This window comes from Anaerophaga thermohalophila str. Valhall (assembly GCF_000250735.1).
GTDB lineage: Bacteria > Bacteroidota > Bacteroidia > Bacteroidales > Marinilabiliaceae > Anaerophaga > Anaerophaga thermohalophila_A.
Genome location: NZ_AHZV01000247.1, coordinates 15,214 through 35,583, shown reverse-complemented (window position 1 = coordinate 35,583; position 20,370 = coordinate 15,214). Strand labels below are relative to the sequence as shown.

Genomic DNA, 20,370 nt, shown 5'->3' with positions numbered 1-20,370 from the left:
ATAAAAAGCATATTTTTGTCAAAATCAAGGCGTTTTAAATTTTTGTGCCGGAGTTAACTCATTGTTAATGAGGATGCAAAAATTTAAAACAACACAGAGTTTGGCAACAAAGATGCTTTTTAGACCGGGCTCATAAATACATCATTTGCATGTGAAGATAACGTTAAAAATAACCCCTTTATTAAAATTGTTATTGTTTTTATGACAAACGAATTGTAAGTTTGTAAGATGTAATACAACAAACAAATGTAAAAATATTTTCAGAAAATATCATTTTTTTGTCGGATGATAATATGTAATATAATTAAAAAGGTGAGTTACTGGGGACTACTACTTATGATGGGCGTTTCATGCAATAATAATAAAAAATCTGACGAAGCGCTAATCTCCCATCTGAGCAGATTATATAATGCCCGTGAATTTTCGGAACTCAGGGAAGCGATTGCCCGGGTAAGAGAGCCTGTTGAGCCGGAAATCAGATTTTTTGTTGACAGTTTGACAGATTACATGAGACGATACCAAAGCGAGTATCCCTTTACGGAGAATGATATTGTTGAAAGGCTCGAGCGTAAAGGTATTGAGTGTACCGTGGAACAAATGCGGCAGTGGGAACATAGCGGACAACTTGAGTGTATGCTGATTGACGGGAAGAAAAGATACTTCAAAAATGCACCCTACAATCTTGTTCTTCTTAACGATTCGCTTGCTGCCGTAGCAGGTGTAAAAGGACTTAATGACGATGACCTGGGAGCATTTTGTGTGGAACACATCAGGAATGTTTTTGCAGAGTCGGCCTCTAAACAGCCTGGACAAACGGTTTGTCCCAGAGAGTTTATGCTCAGTTATTCGTTAAAAGTTTTACCCGGAAATGTTACTCCCGGCAGTATGGTTTCTGTATGGTTGCCTTTCGGGACCCGCGGCAGTGAAAGGCAAACGGACGTTAAACTTCTGAGGAGTTCGGTAGAAGATTTTGAGATAAGTGCAAGAGAATGTCCCCATCAGTCGGTTTTCCTGCAAAAGAAAGCAGGAAGTGACGGTGCAGCAGAATTCTCCATAGTTTCAAAAATTACCGGCAAAGCTCAGTATTTCGCTCCTGAACAATTGATGCAGTCACGTTTTACAACCATCCCCGATACATTGTTGCCTTACCTGGCCGAAAGGCCTCCTCATATTGTTTTTAGCGACAGAATAAAGGAGTTGGCCGACTCACTCACCGATGACGGGATGCTTCCTTTTGAAATGGTAAGACAATTCTATTACTGGATTAATGAGAATATTCCCTGGGCCAGGGCCGTTGAATACGGATTAATCAATAACATCTCCGAATATACACTGGATCATAAACATGGTGACTGCGGAATGCAAACCCTGCTGTTCATGACCTTGTGTCGCTACAAAGGTATTCCCGCACGCTGGCAAAGCGGATGGATGCTGCATCCCGGACATGTAAACCTGCACGACTGGTGTCAGGTATGGTACGACGGCGTAGGATGGGTGCCCGTGGATGTTTCTTTTAAGCTGCAAAGAAGCGATGATCAGCGAATCAGGGAATTTTACATATCAGGAATTGATGCATACCGGTTTATCGTGAATGAAGATTACGGCCGCCGGTTTTGTCCCCCGAAACAATGGCCCCGGAGCGAACCCTGGGACTTTCAGAGAGGCGAGGCAGAATGGAAAAACGGAAACCTGTACTTTGATGACTGGACATACAATGTGGATGTTAAAGGGTTGTAAGTGGGCGATTTGGTTTTCAGTCAAAAGAAGGGCGATGGGCCTTGGGCATGGAGGAAGGGTGGAAGGGTAGAAGGGTAGGATGGTCCAATTTGAATAGGGCGCGGCGAGGCAGGGTATTAGGTCAGTAGGTCAATAGGTTAATAGGTGATTAGGCTGGTAGGCGATTAGACGAGTAGTTATTAGAAATTAACCGCGGAGCGGTGGAAGACCGGTAGCAGAATGATTTTATGAATAGAATAAGCTGCGGAGCTGCGGCAGGTGTTTTAGGGAGATTCTTCGTCGTTCCTCCTAATTCGCAATTCCTTCTCATAATAAAAACTTTGCGTCACTGGGTCTTTGGGTTTAGACTTTTTTCAAGACGAGCGTAACGAAGCAAATGGTACTTTATGGACAGACACTAATTAGTGCGTGTCCATAAACTCGCAAAAATTTTCACAATATGTGTGTCTGTTCAGAAAGTGCCGGTTGCAAGGCTTGCGAAGCCGCCAAAAACGGAGTTTGCTACTCGTAAATGAGGATTTTGGCGGCGAGCGTAACACAGCAAATGGTACTTTATGAACAGACACTAATTAGAGGGATAAAATACAGAATTATAGGTTCAATCAATGGTATCCGGCAGGGTCAATATTTGTATCTGTGAGCCCGGTCTAAAAAGCATCTTTATTGCCAAACTCTGTGTTGTTTTAAATTTTTGCATCCTCATTAACAACGAGTTAACTCCGGTACAAAAATTTAAAACGCCTTGATTTTGACAAAAATATGCTTTTTATAACGCACTCATCTATAGATTGTAAAAAAGTATTTTTTTTCTCACTGTTCAAAATTTAACATTTACAATTAAATGCCTGTAAAATAAATTTTTACAAGAGTTATTTTTTCTTTTTTAACATGTAATACATCTTATATGATATAAAACAATTAAAAAATGTTTGTGCTTTAAAAATTTAACATTAATTTTGAACTCGGTAAGATGTAATACAAAAATACGCTTGTTATTTAAAAAATAGTATGAAGGCATTCATTTTCGGCATAATAATCTCTTTGTTAGTGCTTCTTTCGGGGTGCGCAGGCGACCGGAAGATAGATGAAGTTATTTCGCAGTTTCAGGATGAAAACGTGGGAGACTTACGGGAAAATGTGTTTGATATTTCCTTCGAACGTGTAGGAGGTAAAACATTTATCCTGTCAGGGGAAATTGATGACCGGACCCTGAAATCAGCGCTGATGGACACTTTGATTGCAAACGGATTTTATATACAGGACAGTGTCGTGGTTTTGCCTCATAATGTGTCTGCACCTTTTGGTATTATCGATCTGAGTGTGGCCACTATGCGTTCGTCAGCCTCTCATACTGCCCCCATGGTAAGCCAGGCTTTGATGGGAATGCCGGTCAGAGTCCTTAAAGAAAAAGGAGGGTGGGTATACATTCAGAGTCCCGACCGGTACCTGGGATGGTGCGAAAAGGCAGCTGTTCAGTTTACCGATTCGGCCGGATGGAAAGCCTGGAAAAAAGCTCCGAAAGTAATGGTAACAAGTCGTTGTTCGGCCATCAGAGATAAAGCAACCGGCAATGTTGTTGGTGATTTGGTTGCCGGATGCCTGATCGAAGAGACCGACCGTGAAAATGATAAGGTTTTTGTAACGACGCCAGCCGGGATTACAGGTTTTGTCAATGCATCGGATATTGTACCCTTTGATGAGGTGCATTTTCCCGATTCGGCAGATGTTCAGAAACTTAAAAAAAGGGCATTAAGTCTTCTCAGAACCCCTTATCTATGGGGAGGGACATCTGTTCGTGCCCTTGATTGCAGCGGATTTACCAAAACGGTTTACCGGCTTCAGGGAATTGTTCTGGCAAGGGACGCCTCGTTGCAGGCCGGGTATGGAGAAGAAATACCTGTTGACCAGGGCTTCGAGGTGTTCAAAACAGGCGATTTGCTCTTTTTTGCTCCGCGCAAAGGGAGTGACCGGATTACACACGTGGGATTATACATTGGCGATTCGGAGTTTATACATGAGGCAGGAAAAGTGAAGATAAACAGTCTTGACAGCACCAGATTGAATTATAGCCCTTACAGGGCAAACACACTGGTTAAAGCCAGACGGATCAATGGCTGTCGGGAAGCTGAAGGTATCGTCCACTTATTGAAACATCCCTGGTACGCAAAACCATAAAAACCGTGATTATGGGAAAAAACAAAAACAGACGTGATTTTCTGAAAACAGCCGGATTTATTGCCGGGTCAGCATTTCTGGTCACCGGAATGAATGCGTGCAATAGTTCCGGCAACAGGAGAAAAACAACGGTGCGCAAGAAGATGACATTAAAATTTAAACCATACGAATTACAGCTTAAACACGCTTTTACTCTTGCTTCGGGCAGCAGAACCACTACGCCGGTGATGCTTACCGAAATCGAATATGACGGAATAACGGGCTATGGAGAGGCATCTATGCCCCCATATCTTGGGGAGAGTCATGAGTCGGTACGGAAATTCCTTTCGAAAGCAGACCTCAGCCGGTTTAATGACCCCTTCCTGATTGCCGATATTCTCGAATATATCGACGGTCTGGCACCCGGCAATTATGCTGCCAAAGCATCGGTAGATATTGCCCTGCATGATTTGGTTGGTAAGCTGATGCAACAGCCCTGGTACCGCATTTGGGGATTCAACCCCGAACATACACCGGATACCTCTTTCACGATAGGCATTGATAAACCTGATGTTGTCAGAGAAAAAACCCGCGAGGCGGCTCCTTATAATATACTGAAGGTAAAACTGGGCGGAGGTAACGACCGCAAAATGATTGAAAATGTGAGGGCCGTTACCGATAAACCGCTTTGTGTGGATGTGAATCAGGGATGGAAAGACCGCGGTGAAGCACTCGAAATGATACACTGGCTGAAAGAGCAGGGTGTTGTTTTTGTGGAGCAGCCGATGCCTAAAACGGCCGTTGACGATATTGCCCGGCTTACTCAGGAGAGTCCCCTTCCCGTTATTGCTGACGAAGCCGTTCAAACCATGGATGATATCAGTAAAGTATTCGGCGTTTACAGTGGTGTTAATATCAAACTGATGAAATGCGGCGGAATGCGGGCTGCTCATCAAATGGCGCTAACCGCCAAAGGACTTGGCATGAAAGTAATGTTTGGCTGTATGACCGAAACATCCTGTGCGGTAACAGCAGCAGCCCAACTTTCACCCCTGGCCGACTGGGCCGATCTGGACGGAAACCTCCTGATCAGCAACGATGTGTTCGACGGGCTGAAAGTGGTCGACGGACGCGTGGTGCTGCCCGACAGGCCGGGAATAGGGGTTGTGCCCAGGTAAGACTCTTAATAAACAAGTAAAATGAAACGAGCATGGCAAGGTTTGCAACAACAAGAATATGTATAAGTTCTTGCATGCGAGTTCCTTTAGGCCAATGACTTAAGTAAATTATATACTAATGAAATGCGAAAACGACTGATTAAATTACCATATCCAATGCGAAAACTATTCTTTGCTTTTATCGTCGCTATTGGTTTTTCTGCCTGCAATTCTGATTCTGAAACGTTGCGAATTGCTCAACTTACCGATATTCACGTATCTCCAGGATCGGAGGCAGAGAAAAATCTTGATCTGGTAGTTGATGATATTAATGCACTGCAGCCTGACTTTGTGGTGGTTACCGGCGATTTGACCAATACCGGTTCCAATGCGGAGCTGCTGGCTGCAAAAAAAGTGTTGGACAAACTCACGGTGCCGTATTATACAATTCCCGGAAATCATGAAACCAATTGGTCGGAAACGGCCGGATTGATGTTTAATGAGCTCTGGGAGAACGACAGATTTGTTTTCAGCACCGAAGATTATTTGTTTGTTGGATTCAACACCGGCCCTTACATGAAAATGGGCGACGGACATGTGAAGCAGGAAGACCTGAAATGGCTTGAAAGGGTGCTCAATGATGATGAAAACAACGATAAAGTACTGATTGCCATGGCGCATTATCCGCTGGCCGATGGTTTGGACAATTGGCCTGATGTTGTGGATATTCTTAAAAAACATGATTGTAAACTTGATTTATGCGGCCACGGCCACAGACTTAAACTCTTAAACTTTGAGGGAATTCCAGGTATTATGGGGCGCTCTCTGGTTACTTCTCAATTCGACGATCCCGGATTCACCTTGTTGGAACTAAGGAATGACAGTGCTTTTGTTTTTAATAAAGAGCCAGGTGAAAGTAAAGGAGAACCCTTTTTCGCTTTCGACTTGTCATCCCCGGATACATTGAAGGCAATTCCCGTTTCGACACGTCCCGATTATTCTGTTAATTCAAAATATCCTGATGTACAGGTAGAGTTTGAATTAAAAGATACCGCTTCCATCTTCACCGGTCCTTGCCTTATTAATGATTCATTATTGGTATATGGCAACTCCCTGGGATATATCAAAGGTTTAAGAATTGCTGATAAAAAGGCGATCTGGGAGAAGCGATACGAAGGCGCACTTTTTTCAACACCGGTTACCAATGGTGAAGTGGTGGCTTTCGGGAATGTGGAAGGCAATATAATCGGGCTGGACGTATCCGATGGCCGCGAAGTTTGGAGCGTAAATGCAGGATCTCCGGTACTTGCCGAGGGTGCTGTTGAAAACGATGTGCTTTATATCGGAGGTGGTCATTCCGGGTTTTTCAAAATAGATATGTCCGATGGTTCTGTTCTCTGGAAATACAGCGATATAGACGGTCTGGTTCAGGGTAAACCGGCACTTGGCAAAAAGGAAGTAGTTTTTGGCGCCTGGGACAGGCATCTTTACAGCCTCGATAAAGAAACGGGGGCGCTGAGATGGAAATGGAACAACGGCACTTCCGTGAAGCTTTATTCTCCCGGCAATATTAAGCCTGTTATCTCTAACGGGAAGGTATTTATTGTTGCCCCCGACCGGTATATGACAGCCATCGACCTTGAAACCGGGAAGCAGCTATGGCGAACAAACGAGCACCAGGTGCGTGAGTCCATGGGTATTAGCCCCGACGGAACACAGGTTTATGCCAAACTGATGAACGATTCCATCTTAGCCATGTCCTCCCTGACAGCCAATCCAAAGACATTGTGGACCATTGACGCGGGTATTAACTACGACCACAATCCGTGCCCGGTTGTGGCCGGTAACAAGTGGGTTGCCGGGGCTACCAAAAACGGGCTGGTCACGATTGTCTCGTCCGATGGCAGACGGGTTTTATGGAAATACAAAGCCGGCAATTCTTCGATAAACAAAATAGTGACCGACGATGAGGGAAACCTCTGGATAACCTTAATGGAAGGCATGGTCATGAAACTTCGACATCCCATGAATATTAGATAGAGAGAGTTAATTTAATCTAAAAATCAGCTAATTGAACAATTATGATGAACAAAAAAAATCTCGTTGCTTTTAGCTCTATTCTGTATGCTGACAGGCTATACAGTTGGGCAGAACATTACGGGTACGGTTCTGGATCAGGAATCCGGCGAGCCGATACCCGGAGTTAACATTGTTGTAGTTGGTACCGGAAGCGGTACAATTACCGACATGGACGGAAATTTTGAGCTTGAAACTCAGGAAGAATCCGTCCGATTGCGATTTTCTTTTATTGGTTATGAGAACCAGACTTTGGAAGCTGCTGCCGGTCAGAATGTGACCGTGCTACTGGCTCCTTCGGATTTGATGCTTGACGATGTGGTAGTTGTAGGGTATGGTGAAATGAGAAAAGCCAATCTTACAGGCTCGGTCTCAAGCGTAAATGTTGAGGAGGCTCTTGAAGCACGTCCTATTACAGATGTAGCAAGAGGACTTCAGGGGGTTACTCCCGGGTTGACCATCACCAGCTCAACCGGTGATTTGGGGCAGAACCCGAATATACGGTTGCGTGGTATAAATGGTTCTTTGAATACCGAGGCTCAACCGCTAATTCTTGTTGACAACGTGGAAGTACCTAACCTGATGATGATCAATCCTGACGATATTAAATCTATCTCGGTGCTTAAGGATGCTGCCTCGGCTTCAATTTATGGTTCACGGGGTGCCTGGGGTGTTATCCTTATTGAAACCAAAACCGGAAAGAAGGAGGATAAAGCCACTATTAGTTATTCCAATAACTTTTCATGGAATAAGCCGACTCAAATCCCCGAAATTGCGGGAACCGTTGAAGGAGCAGAAATGACTTTTGCCGCTCAGCGCAGGATCAACCCCAATACAGATGTAATTGGTGCTCTTGGAATGTACATTGATGAAACAGCCATCCAAAAGATGAGAGACTGGCGCGAGCAGTATGGTGGTCAGGACCTCGGCAGAGAAATGGTACTCGGCAGAGATTTTGAATACCGTGATGGCCGTTGGTTCTACTATCGTCCATGGGATGTGCGAGAACTCTATCTTCGCGACTGGTCTCCACAGCAAAATCACAACCTGACTGTTAGCGGTGGTAATGAAAATACCACGTACAATCTTTCTTTTGGGTATCTTGACCAAAGGGGATCTCTGAAGGTAAAACCCGACGAGTACAACCGTTACAATGCCACCATCAATGTGAATTCTCAGGTGTTAGAGTGGATGAACTTCAGGGTTAAAGGGATGATGTCAAAGTCAAACACTAAGACCCCTTATTCATACAGTGGTACAAGCGCCGATCCATGGTATTACCTCCTGCGCTGGCCTAAATATTATCCTTATGGAACATATGAAGGAAAACCTTTCAGAAGCTCCATTACCGATGTTTCTCAGGCTAATATGATTGAGGATAAGGAAACCTTTCAGCGCGTTAACATAGGTACGACTATCGATCTGGCCAAAGACTGGAGGCTGGATGCGGATTATACTTATACCGAAAATAACAACCATATTTATGAACCCGGTGGATGGGCCGAAGGATACAACTTCTGGGGCAACACCGGTATTGACCAGTATATGGTTTATACCAGCTCTTCTCATAATCAGGTGGAATATATTTCTGCATGGGATGAAACCAGCACTTTTAAAGCCTATACAACATTCGACAGGGATTTTGGAGATCATTCACTGAAGTTGATGGCCGGTTCCGATGTTGAGTCTTTCGAATACTGGCGACATAATTCAGAGAGAAGAACGCTTATTGATAAGGATAAAGCTGAATTGGACCTGGCTACTGGCGATCAATTGGTAGACGGGGGCCGTTCACATTGGTCAACTTTAGGTTTCTTCGGGCGTGCCAATTATTCTTTTAAAGATCGTTATCTGTTTGAATTGAATGGCCGTTATGATGGTTCTTCTCATTTTCCTTCAAATGATCAGTGGGCTTTCTTCCCCTCATTTTCTGTTGGATATCGCATAACTGAGGAACCATTTATGGATTTTGTGAAGCCTTATCTGTCGTCACTTAAGTTAAGAGGTTCGTGGGGGTCTATTGGAAACCATGATGTTGGGGCAAACACCTATATTCCGACTATGAGTTCCGGTAATTCCGACTGGTTAATGGGTGGAACCAATCAGCTTACAGTCTGGAGTCCGCGTGTTGTGCCAGAAACACTTACATGGGAAACAGTAACAACAGTTGACTTTGGTTTTGATGCACGCTTCTTTGAAAATACTTTGGGGCTCACCTTCGACTGGTACCGGAGAACAACCAGCGATATGGTAACTACAGGTGAAACCTTACCTTCATCGTTTGGGGCTTCTGCTCCGCAGCAAAACTTTGGTGAAGTACAGACTACCGGATGGGAAGTCTCCATGGACTGGAATCATCAGTTTACCAACGGTTTAAGAGTTAACGCAACCGCTTCATTATGGGATTTTCGTGAGGAGCTTACCAGGTTTGCCGGTGACAGCAAGAACATTTACGGGTACTATGAAGGAAAAGAGATTGGTGAAATCTGGGGATATGAGACCGACCGCTTCTTTACTGAAGATGACTTTGTAAAAGATAACAATGGTGATTTCGTTCTTGAAGACGGAAAGTATGTGATGAAAGACGGAATCCCTACTCAGGAGGCATTTGAAAGCGGATGGTTCTTCTATGGTCCTGGCGATATCAAATATAAAGACCTCAATGGCGATGGCGAAATCAACTATGGTTCAAACAGTACCGATGACCATGGCGACCTGAAAAGGATTGGTAATGAGTTACCCCGCTATCAATACAGCTTCCGGATCGGGGCCGACTGGAAAGGTTTCGATATGAGTGTTTTCTTCCAGGGGGTAGGAAAAAGAGATTACTGGGCTACCGGTCCCGTATTCATACCAGGATACAGACCTGCAGAAGGATGGTATGAACATCAGGAAGACTACTGGACACCGGATAATCCTGATGCTTTCTATCCACGCCCGACCAACCATGATTGGGTGAACAACGCGAGAAACTTCCTCCGCCAGACTAAATATCTGATGGATATGTCATATCTCAGATGTAAGAACCTTACCGTTGGATATACATTACCTAACAGGCTGACATCGCGTGTCGGAGTAAACCGTTTAAGAGTATACTTCAGCGGTGAGAACCTTTTCGAATTTGATAATATGAAACTTCCTATCGATCCCGAGACCGGGAACAGAGAAGGAGCATACAGCTTCTCTTTTGGTCGTTCTTATCCTTTCAGAAGAACTGTTTCATTCGGTCTTCAGCTGACAATGTAAAAAAATTGAAACGAACCGGAACTTAAATGAAGTTTTGGGAAGTTAAACACAATTAGAAAATATTTAAGATATGAAATATTTAAAAATATCGTTGATTTTTGCAGCTCTGTTGGCTTTTATGAGCTGTGAAGATGACTTTCTGGACAAAAAGCCCATCGATCAGATGACGGATGGAAACTTTTGGACCAGTGAAGAAAATGTGAGAACTTTTTCACTTGGGTTCTACCAACACTTCTTTATTGGCTATGGTGAAGGCTGGACCTGGGGTGATTATTTTTCCGGTCAGAGTCTGAACGATGACTTTGCTCCTTCCAACCCGCCACAATGGACCAAAAATGTACCGACATCAGGCGGAGGATGGGATTTTACCTATGTACGTAAAGCCAATTTATTCCTGGACAGGATTCAGCAGGTTCCTATGGAAGAAGAAGCCATTAATCACTGGACTGGTGTGGCCAGGTTTTTCAGAGGGTTAGAGTATGCCCGCCTGGTTCAAAGGTTTGGCGACGTTCCGTGGTTTGACTATGTTCCAGAACCGGAAGAAAAGGACTATTTGTATAAACCGAGAGACCCCAGAACTTTTGTTATGGAAAAAGTTTTGGAAGATTTCAGGTTTGCTGCAGAAAATGTTCGGGATGAAGATGGTGTTAACGGTTTGTCTGTTAACCGTGCTGTAGTTTTGGCTTTTATGTCGAGAATGATGCTTTGGGAAGGTACTTTCCAGAAGTATCATGAAGTGCCAAACAGCAATGTTCAGGAACTTCTTGAAGCCGCCAAATGGGCAGCCAACGAGATTATTACCAACTTTGATTACCAGATAGTTCCTGATTATCACGGAATTTTCAGCAGTATGGATCTTGCCGATAATAAAGAGGTGATCCTTTACAGAAGTTATGTGGAAGGCGTTCTGACACATTGCCTGGTATCCTATGTCAATCAGGAAGCCCAGACAGGAGCATCTAAAGACCTTATCGAGTCTTATCTATGTTCTGACGGATTGCCTGTTTCTTTATCTTCAGTTTATCAGGGCGATGATGGTATCGATAACGTAATGGCCAATCGTGATCCGAGAATGTATGATACTTTTGTTGAAGATACACTTCGGATTAACGGCGTTGTTTCAAACTATTCAACAACAGGGTATGCCTGCGATAAGTTTTTGAACTATGATATCATGGATGAACCTATCGCTACCAACGCATACAATCCGACAGATGCCCCGGTTATTCGTTACGGGGAGGTTTTGGTGAACTATGCTGAAGCCTGTGCCGAGTTGGGTACCTTAACTCAGGCCGATCTTGACAAGTCCATTAACAAGCTGAGACAGCGCTATGAAAATGGTTTGCCTGATTTGCAGGTCATTGGCGGAGAACCTGCCGTGAACGGAGTTGTGTATGACGATCCTGAGAGAGACCCTGAAGTTCCTTCAATGATATGGGAAATTCGTCGTGAAAGAAGAACGGAATTGGTATTCGAAGGTTATCGTCTTGGTGATCTTAAGAGATGGAAAAAACTTGAGTATACCGATACAAAAGAAAACGTTGATATTAACCGCGGGGCTTATATTCGCGCTGCCGATTATCCGGGAATGAAAAATGTTATCCTTGAAGGAGGAGATGAAGGTTATATCATTCCTGCTGTTGCAGAGGAAACTCAACGTCCGTTTACCGATCCCAGGGTATACTTAGACCCATTGCCACTTGATCAGATTACCCTCTATGAAGACAATGGATATACTCTTGAGCAGAATCCCGGATGGGAATCAGAATAGTATTAGTCTTTACTTTTTTGTTATTATCGCAAAAGGTCACCTTCGGGTGGCCTTTTTGTGATTCTCGACGTTTCTGTTTGTAAATTGCTAAGATGAAACGAGCATGGCAAAGTTTATCACAACAGGAATAGTTTACAGATTCTCAAGTAAAAAAAATAAGCTATGAGCTATACTAAAATGATTTTAGTAATGATTCTTTTTCTGGGTTGTACCACCAACGCTCAAAAAGTAATCGTGGGAGCCGAGCGTTCCTCTGAATATTTTCCGCTTCTGGAAGATCAGCGTATTGCAGTGTTTTCCAATCATACCGGCCTGGTTGGTGACAAACACCTGGTCGATTTTTTGTTGGAAAACAGTTTTGATGTGATTGGCATATTTGCTCCCGAGCATGGTTTCCGGGGGACGGCAGATGCCGGAGAGCATGTATCGAACTCCGTAGATGAAAAGACAGGACTTCCGATTTTTTCCTTATATGGAGGAAACAATGGCGGAATTGATCAGGAAATTCTGGATGATTTCGATATTTTGCTGGTCGACATCCAGGATGTTGGTCTCAGGTTTTATACTTATTATATTACCATGGTTAAGTTGATGGATGTATGTGCACTGAATGATAAAAAGATGATCATTCTTGACCGTCCCAATCCCAACGGGCATTACGTCGACGGACCGATTCTGGATATGAAACATAAGTCTGGGGTTGGCTGGCTCCCCATTCCGGTTGTTCACGGCATGACCCTTGGTGAGCTGGCAAATATGGTGAACGGTGAAGGATGGCTTCCTGATGATCGGAAATGCGATCTTGAGGTCATTACCTGTGATAATTATACACACCAGACTTTGTACAATGTTCCTGTACCGCCTTCACCCAATCTTCCGAACATGAAGTCGATCTACCTCTATCCCTCTACCTGTTATTTCGAGGCTACCCCGGTAAGCCTCGGACGGGGAACTTCAAAACCTTTCCAGATATACGGGCATCCCAATATGAAAGGCTATGATTTTAGCTTTACCCCCAGGAGTATGCCTGGCGCCAAAAATCCTCCTCAACTGAACAAAGAATGTTATGGTGTTGATCTTTCCGGTTTGCCGGATGAGAAGATTTTTGAAGAAGGCATTGACTTGTCTTATGTGATCGATGCGTACAATAACCTGAATATCGGAAATCATTTTTTCCGGCCTTTTTTTGAAAAGCTCATAGGCGTCGATTATGTGCGTGAAATGATTATGCAGGGCAGGCCGGCCGAAGAGATTGAAGCCATGTGGACTGATGATGTTGAGAAGTTTAAGGAGCAAAGAAGACCTTATTTGCTTTATGAGGAGTAGTAGATGATTGCTTAAAATTTGGGTTTATACCAATCCTCATAGTGGTTCTGTTCTTACCAGCCTGAGTACTGACAGGAATAATTTTAATCTTTGTGGGTTTGCATGGCTTTCTGAAAGGTTGACTCTTGATTTCGAGTCTATCTATTTTATCAGGAAGGGAAGAGCAGAGCTAAGATTGGAACTGGAGATGTTATCTAAAAATCTACCGGGCTGTGTTATATGAAGTCTTCAAAAAATAAATCAATTGGCAATTTCACTTTTCATAATTAATAAATGTTTTGGCCGAATTCCTGAGTGAAGGAATGTTGCTCTTGCATTTTCCTCGGTTTTAATTCCAAAAACCAAAACATTTTTTATAATATGTCAGAAGTATTATATCTTTGAAGAGGGAATGTTATTGCTCATGGCTTAAAATGCAAATTATGGGCGGCTTAAGATTCATCTTATATCAAAAATCTAACAATCTAACAATCTATTATAGAAAATGGAAAACAGAAAAGCCATCACCAAAGAATTCAAAAAGGACATAAAAAAGATATTACCGAAGTCCCGTATTTATACCGATCCTCTTTACACGCTTACCAAGGGTACCGATGCCGGATTCTACCGTTTGGTGCCTCAAATGGTTTTAGGTGTGGAAACAGAGAATGAGATGACAAAGGTTTTAAAGGTTTGTCATAGATATAAGGTGGCGGTTACCTTTAAAGCTGGGGGGACAAGCCTTAGCGGACAGACCATCACAGATTCTGTCCTTATTGAAACAGGGGCTGGTTTCTCTGATTTCCGTATCTCGGAAGACGGAAAGCTGGCGACTTTTCAAAGTGGTATTACAGGAGGATTGGCCAATGCACGTTTGGCTCCCTATGGCCGTAAGTTAGGGCCCAGTCCGGCTTCTATCAATTCTGCACGAATCGGCGGTATAGTTTCCAATAATGCCAGTGGTTCCAGTTATGGTATTCGGCATAACAGTTACAACACCATTGAGGGGATGCGTATTGTAATGTATGACGGGACCATTCTTGACACACGTGATGCCGTTTCGCGTGAAAATTTTGGAAGAACGCATCCGGAAATGCTCAGTCAACTTTCCGAACTGGCTGAACACGCCAAAACCTCCGAAGAAATTCGCTCCAGGGTCAATCATAAATTTGAATTAAAAAATACATGCGGCTACGGAGTAAACGCACTGATAGATTTTGAGGATCCGGTTGATATTCTTCAGCACCTGATGATTGGATCGGAAGGCACACTGGGTTTTATTTCCGAAGTGACCTTTCGGACGGTACGAGATTATCCGCTTAAGGCGACTTCGATGGCCTTTTTTCGTGATATCCGGGCGGCTTGCGAAGCCATCATGCCACTACGCAAATGCGACGTATCTGCTGCCGAACTGATGGATAGGAATGCTTTACGTTCTGTTGAGAAGAAGCCGGGAATGCCCGCTGTGTTGAAAGAACTGGATGATGAAGTGGTGGCATTGCTGATTGAAACCTCTGCAGATGAAGAAAGTGAACTGTCTCATAAGATGGAGGCCATTGAATCGGCCCTTGCAGCGTTTAACACCGTCTATCCTGTAGCCTTTACTACAGATGCTGAAGAATACAACCGGTTGTGGCGGGTCCGCAAAGGGTTATTTACTTCTGCAGCTGCTGCTCGTCCTGCCGGAACTGCCTGCATTATTGAAGATATCGCTTTTCGGGCTGATGTGTTGGCAGAAGCACTGGTTGATCTCAAAAAGCTGATTGAGCACTATGAGTATGAAGGCTATGTGATTTGGGGTCATTTGCTGGATGGCAATATCCATTTTGTGATGATGCCCGATTTTAATGATCCTTCCGGACTCAATAAGTACAGCCGGTTTATGGATGATTTGGTGGAACTGGTTGTTGATAAATACGATGGTAGTCTGAAAGCAGAGCATGGTACCGGTCGCAATATGGCCCCTTTTGTGAAGAAAGAATGGGGTACAGAAATTTATGAGATCATGAAACGGGTGAAGACGATTCTTGATCCTTTAAATTTGCTGAATCCCGGGGTTATCATTAATGAAGATCCTGTCGTTCATCTAAAAAATCTCAAACCTTTACCTGTAGCGCATGATCTTATTGATGCCTGCATTGAATGTGGCTTTTGCGAACTCAATTGTCCTTCACGTAATGTAACCCTCACACCTCGTCAACGGATTGTTGCTTATCGTGAAATACACCGTCTTTCTTTGGAAGGGAACGATAGCCAAAAGTTGGCTGATATGAAACAGGCCTTTAATTATCATGGGGAAGCAACCTGTGCTACCGACGGATTATGCGAACTGGCCTGCCCCGTGGATATCAATACCGGGAAATTGATTAAGGATTTGCGTTTTGAGAGGCATTCATCCAGGGCCGAAAAAGTTGCTTCATGGGTGGCCGGCAATATGAGAGCTATTACCAAAACAGGGAGGATAGGGTTGAATATGGTCGGGTTTATTCACAAAATGGTGGGCACCACTTTTATGTCGACTGTTTCTTTGTTTTTATTCAGAATCTCTAATCGCCGTATTCCGCTCTGGAATCCCAATATGCCGCATGGAGGGCCGCCGGAGAAAAGTTATGCCATTAACCGGAAGGAAGATGATCGGCGTGATACTGTTGTCTATTTTCCAACCTGTATTAATCGCACGATGGGGAAATCTGCCGATTACGGCAGGGAAATGACAGTGGTAGAAAAAACAAGGTCGTTGCTCGAAAAAGCCGGTTTCAGAGTTGTTTTTCCCGAGGGATTAAAAAATTTATGTTGCGGCATGGCCTTCGACAGCAAGGGATTTAAAGAACAGGGGATGCGTAAGGCTCGGGAGTTGGACCAGGCGCTTCAAAAGGCTTCGCTCAACGGAAAATATCCTGTCTATTGTGACATGAGTCCCTGCCTGCTGAGGATGAGAGAAACACTCTCTTCTAATCTCAAATTATATGAACCTGTGGAATTTATTTTGGAATATTTCCCCGGCAGGCTTCAGTTTAATCCGGTCGATCGCAGGGTTACCATTCATACCACCTGTAGCAGCACCAAAATGGAATTGGGCGATAAGTTCAGGCAGCTGGCCGAAATGTGCGCCGCCGAAGTGATTGTTCCCGATGAGGTAGGCTGTTGCGGCTGGGCCGGCGATCGCGGGTTTACTCATCCCGAACTGAATGCATCGGCCCTGAAACCTTTAAAGAGGCAGCTCCCCGAAGATGTCCGTGAGGGTTACAGCACCAGTCGTACCTGCGAGATAGGCCTCTCCCTTCACAGCGGTATTACCTACAAATCTATCGTTTATCTGGTGGATGAGGCAACCGTTTAAATACACTTTTCCGGCCATCAAAAATTTTAGATAAAAAAATTTAAAAATAAATCCCTAAGAATTAAAAAATTTAATTTTAACAATAAAACTAAAGAAACCTGACTTGCATTTTTTTAAGCAGGTCGGGTTTTTGTTTATAAATATTGTATTCATTGTTTTCTGCCGGGTTATCTGCTCCTGTTGGTTTGTTGAAATTTCGACAGTGTATATTCAGGTTCATCAAGAAAAAACGAAAATCATTGTATCTTGTGAGATTTTTTATGCTTGACAGGGCATTATCAGTTGTTTTAAAATATCCATAGTAAAAAACTTTAAAAAAATTTGTTATTAAAAATTTTTAGAAATAGATTTGCATTAAGAAAATAAAATAATAAACAAGTCAATGAATTTTTGAAATATGGTAACCAACATTTTTAATGGATCAAACATTTCAATATTCTTTAATCAGTTTTGTTGAACAGCACAATTAAAAAATTTTATCATGAAAAAGCTGTATTTGTATTGTTGTTTTTTAATGCTCTTTTCTTTGCTTGGTGCTCAGGGGCTGGCAGGCCAGCATCAGGTTTCGGGAAAGGTAGTTGACACAAAAAATGAACCGTTAATAGGTGTCAACATTGTCGAAAAAGGTACCTCGAACGGGGTAATTACTGATATTGATGGTAATTACTCAATCGAAGTAACAGATGGAAATGCCGTACTGGTATTCTCCTTCATTGGATTTGATAATAAAGAGATTCCTGTCAATGGTCAACGTTCCATCAACGTTACGCTTGAAGAATCGTTGGCAGAACTAGACGAAGTGGTTGTAGTCGGGTATGGAACACAGAAAAAAGCAAGTGTTACCGGTGCTGTATCACAGATAGAGGGAGAGAAGCTGCTTAAAGCCCCGGTTGGTAATATTACAAGTAAACTGGGTGGTGTTGTCCCCGGCGTAATCTCCCTGCAACAATCCGGTCAGCCCGGGGCTGATGCAGCCAGTCTGCTGGTACGCGGATCATCTGCCAAATATATTGTTGACGGAATTGAAAGGGACTTTTCTGAGATTGACCCCAATGAAATTGAATCTGTTTCTGTGTTGAAAGATGCTTCTTCAGCTGCGATTTACGGGATGGATGCCAATGCTGTTATTATCATAACAACCAAAAGAGGACAGGAAGGGGATTCACAAATCACATTTAATGCAGGCTACGGTATTAGTGAAAACACTCAAATGCTGGATTTACTGGACGGCCCCGAATATGCTTACTGGTATAATAAAGCCCGCGAAATGGATGGTGACCAGCCTGTATTTTCGTCGGAGCATGTTGAAATGATGCAAAATGATGACCCGACGGATGGATGGGGAAATACCAACTGGTACGATAAGACTTTTGATATTGGTACCAACAAGAATTTCAATGTAAATGCATCCGGAGGAAATGAAAACATTAAGTATTTTACGTCACTGGGATATTTCGACCAGGAAGGTAATGTCAGCGGATTTAATTTCGACCGGATTAATTTACGTTCCAATATCGATGCCGTGATTGCCGAGAATCTTGATCTGCGGTTTGACATTTCGGCACGTGTTGAAGACAGAAAGCGCCCTGGTTTTTCTGCTAATCCGGGTGATTGGAACAATATACCACAACAGGCCATTCGTGCACATCCGTACGCAGTAGAGGAAATTGACGGTGTTCCTGTTTCTACGCGTACAGCCAGCTCTTATGTTAATCCGATTGCGGCTTCTGAAAAAAGTGGATACAATAATGTAAAAACCAATATTATTCAAACTAATCTTTCGTTGAATTATCACATGCCGTTTATTCCGGGATTACAGGCCAAGTTTCTGGTGGCTTATGACATGTCAAATCAAACATCAAAATCTTTCTCTACGCCATATTATACCTATGTCGCAAATCCTCCAACATCGCCTGAGGGAGACATCAGTTATTCATATACATACGATCCCAGGGGTGAAACCGCAAGCCTGGTGGAAGGATCATCAAAGTATACGCATCTGACTACCAATTCCAGTCTGAAGTACGATAATCAATTTGGTAACCATAATATCTCTGCGCTTGCTCTGTTAGAGACCATCGAAAGAGAAGGAAATAATTTTGGTGCCTATGGCTATGGTTTTGATATTATTGAATTGGATGAGCTCGATTTTGCCACACTCGAAGAAAAAACCAAAGTCTCCGGTGGCAGCTATATACAAAGACAAGTAGGGTTTGTTGGCAGGCTTAATTATGATTATGCTTCCAAATATCTTGCAGAGCTTTCATTCCGTTACGACGGAAGCTATGTATTTGGCGGAATGAACGATCGGTGGGGGGCTTTTCCGGCTGCTTCATTGGGCTGGAGAATTTCTGAGGAAAGCTGGTTTGATAACCTTGAGTTTGTTAATAATCTAAAGCTCAGAGGTGGAATCGGTTTGACCGGTACAACAGAAATTCCACCTTATTATTACCTGAACACTCTCTCGTTTCTTAACAATCCGGCTGTCGTTATTGACGGAGAGCCTCAAAACGGGTTGATAACCTCCCGTCCTGCCAACAGGAACCTGACATGGGCGAAGGCTTTGCAATACAATGCAGGTTTCGATGCTATTTTTTGGAAGGGCAGGTTAGGCGTTGAGTTCGATGTTTTCTATAAATATATTTATGATATGCTCAGCTCTGTAGATGCTACCTATCCTCCATCTTTCGGTGGTTATGTTCCGGGATATGCAAACAATAATGAGCAGGACCATAAAGGTTTTGAAATCAATTTATCGCATCGAAATAAGATAGGTGACTTTTCATACAACATTAACCTGAACGGAACCTATACCAAAAGAAGATGGTTGAGGTATGGTGATTCGCCAAACACGCCTGACTGGCTCAAACTTACAGGAAAGGAAGTTGGTTCACAGGTTGGATTTATTGCTGAAGGTTTGTTCCAAAGCCAGGAAGAGATCGATAATTCACCTTTGATTCCGGGAAAAGATGTTCGTGTCGGTGATATTAAATATAAAGACCGCAATGGCGATGGAGTCATTACTTATGAACAGGATCGCGGATACATCGGGAAGTCAGCCTATCCCAAGTTTATCGGAGGATTTTCTTTCTCCGGAGAATGGCGAAATTTTGATGTTTCATTTCTTTTTCAGGGAGCTCTTGGTCGTGATGTTGCTCTTACCGGGGTATATCCCAGTGGTATAATGGACAATACTTCAATGACAAAGCCATTTTATCACGGGGGAAATTCGCCAAAATATCTGATTGAAAATTCCTGGAGGGAGGACAATCCGGATGGAGAATTCCCAAGACTGGCTGTTGTACCTGCCAGTTCCAACAATGCCTATTCCTCATCTTTCTGGTATCGCAATGGTGATTATTTGAGACTTAAGAATATGCAAATTGGATATACATTGCCTCAAAGATGGATTGCATCTTTAGGAATGAGTACTTTAAGAATCTACGCTGAGGGTCAGAACTTATTAACGTTTAGTGAGTTGACGAAGTACAATATCGATCCGGAACAACCGGGCGTATCCAATGGATACTATCCTCAACAGCGAATTTATTCAATGGGTGTTAAACTGACATTTTAATTTTGAG

At 43.2% G+C, this 20,370-nt stretch carries 9 protein-coding genes; all 9 read left to right on the top strand.

What is annotated here, in order from left to right:
- The first annotated feature begins 285 nt into the window (after positions 1 to 285).
- Complete coding sequence (locus tag OQ5_RS21085; protein WP_082179587.1) at positions 286 to 1,737, top strand: transglutaminase-like domain-containing protein; 1,452 nt, start codon at positions 286 to 288, stop codon at positions 1,735 to 1,737.
- 1,008 nt (positions 1,738 to 2,745) lie between these two features.
- Complete coding sequence (locus OQ5_RS0113220) at positions 2,746 to 3,912, top strand: C40 family peptidase (protein ID WP_016777944.1); 1,167 nt, start codon at positions 2,746 to 2,748, stop codon at positions 3,910 to 3,912.
- A gap of 11 nt (positions 3,913 to 3,923) precedes the next feature.
- Complete coding sequence (locus tag OQ5_RS0113215; RefSeq protein ID WP_016777943.1) at positions 3,924 to 5,069, top strand: dipeptide epimerase; 1,146 nt, start codon at positions 3,924 to 3,926, stop codon at positions 5,067 to 5,069.
- 156 nt (positions 5,070 to 5,225) lie between these two features.
- The gene (locus OQ5_RS0113210; protein ID WP_016777942.1) at positions 5,226 to 7,088 is read left to right on the top strand and encodes an outer membrane protein assembly factor BamB family protein; all 1,863 of its coding nucleotides are present in this window, start codon (positions 5,226 to 5,228) and stop codon (positions 7,086 to 7,088) included.
- Between the two features lie 84 nt (positions 7,089 to 7,172).
- Entirely contained in the window at positions 7,173 to 10,370 is a 3,198-nt protein-coding gene (locus OQ5_RS0113205; RefSeq protein WP_016777941.1) for a SusC/RagA family TonB-linked outer membrane protein, read from the top strand.
- 70 nt (positions 10,371 to 10,440) lie between these two features.
- Positions 10,441 to 12,141, top strand: a complete 1,701-nt coding sequence (locus OQ5_RS0113200; protein WP_016777940.1) for a RagB/SusD family nutrient uptake outer membrane protein — start codon at positions 10,441 to 10,443, stop codon at positions 12,139 to 12,141.
- 162 nt (positions 12,142 to 12,303) lie between these two features.
- Positions 12,304 to 13,467: an exo-beta-N-acetylmuramidase NamZ family protein gene (locus tag OQ5_RS0113195; RefSeq protein ID WP_026055291.1), complete on the top strand. Its 1,164-nt coding sequence runs from the start codon at positions 12,304 to 12,306 to the stop codon at positions 13,465 to 13,467.
- Between the two features lie 484 nt (positions 13,468 to 13,951).
- On the top strand, positions 13,952 to 16,786 hold the full coding sequence (locus OQ5_RS0113190) for an FAD-binding and (Fe-S)-binding domain-containing protein (protein WP_016777938.1): 2,835 nt from the start codon (positions 13,952 to 13,954) through the stop codon (positions 16,784 to 16,786).
- 481 nt (positions 16,787 to 17,267) lie between these two features.
- A complete protein-coding gene (locus OQ5_RS0113180) occupies positions 17,268 to 20,363 on the top strand; it encodes a SusC/RagA family TonB-linked outer membrane protein (protein WP_026055290.1) in 3,096 nt (1,031 codons plus the stop codon).
- The last annotated feature ends 7 nt before the right edge of the window (positions 20,364 to 20,370 follow it).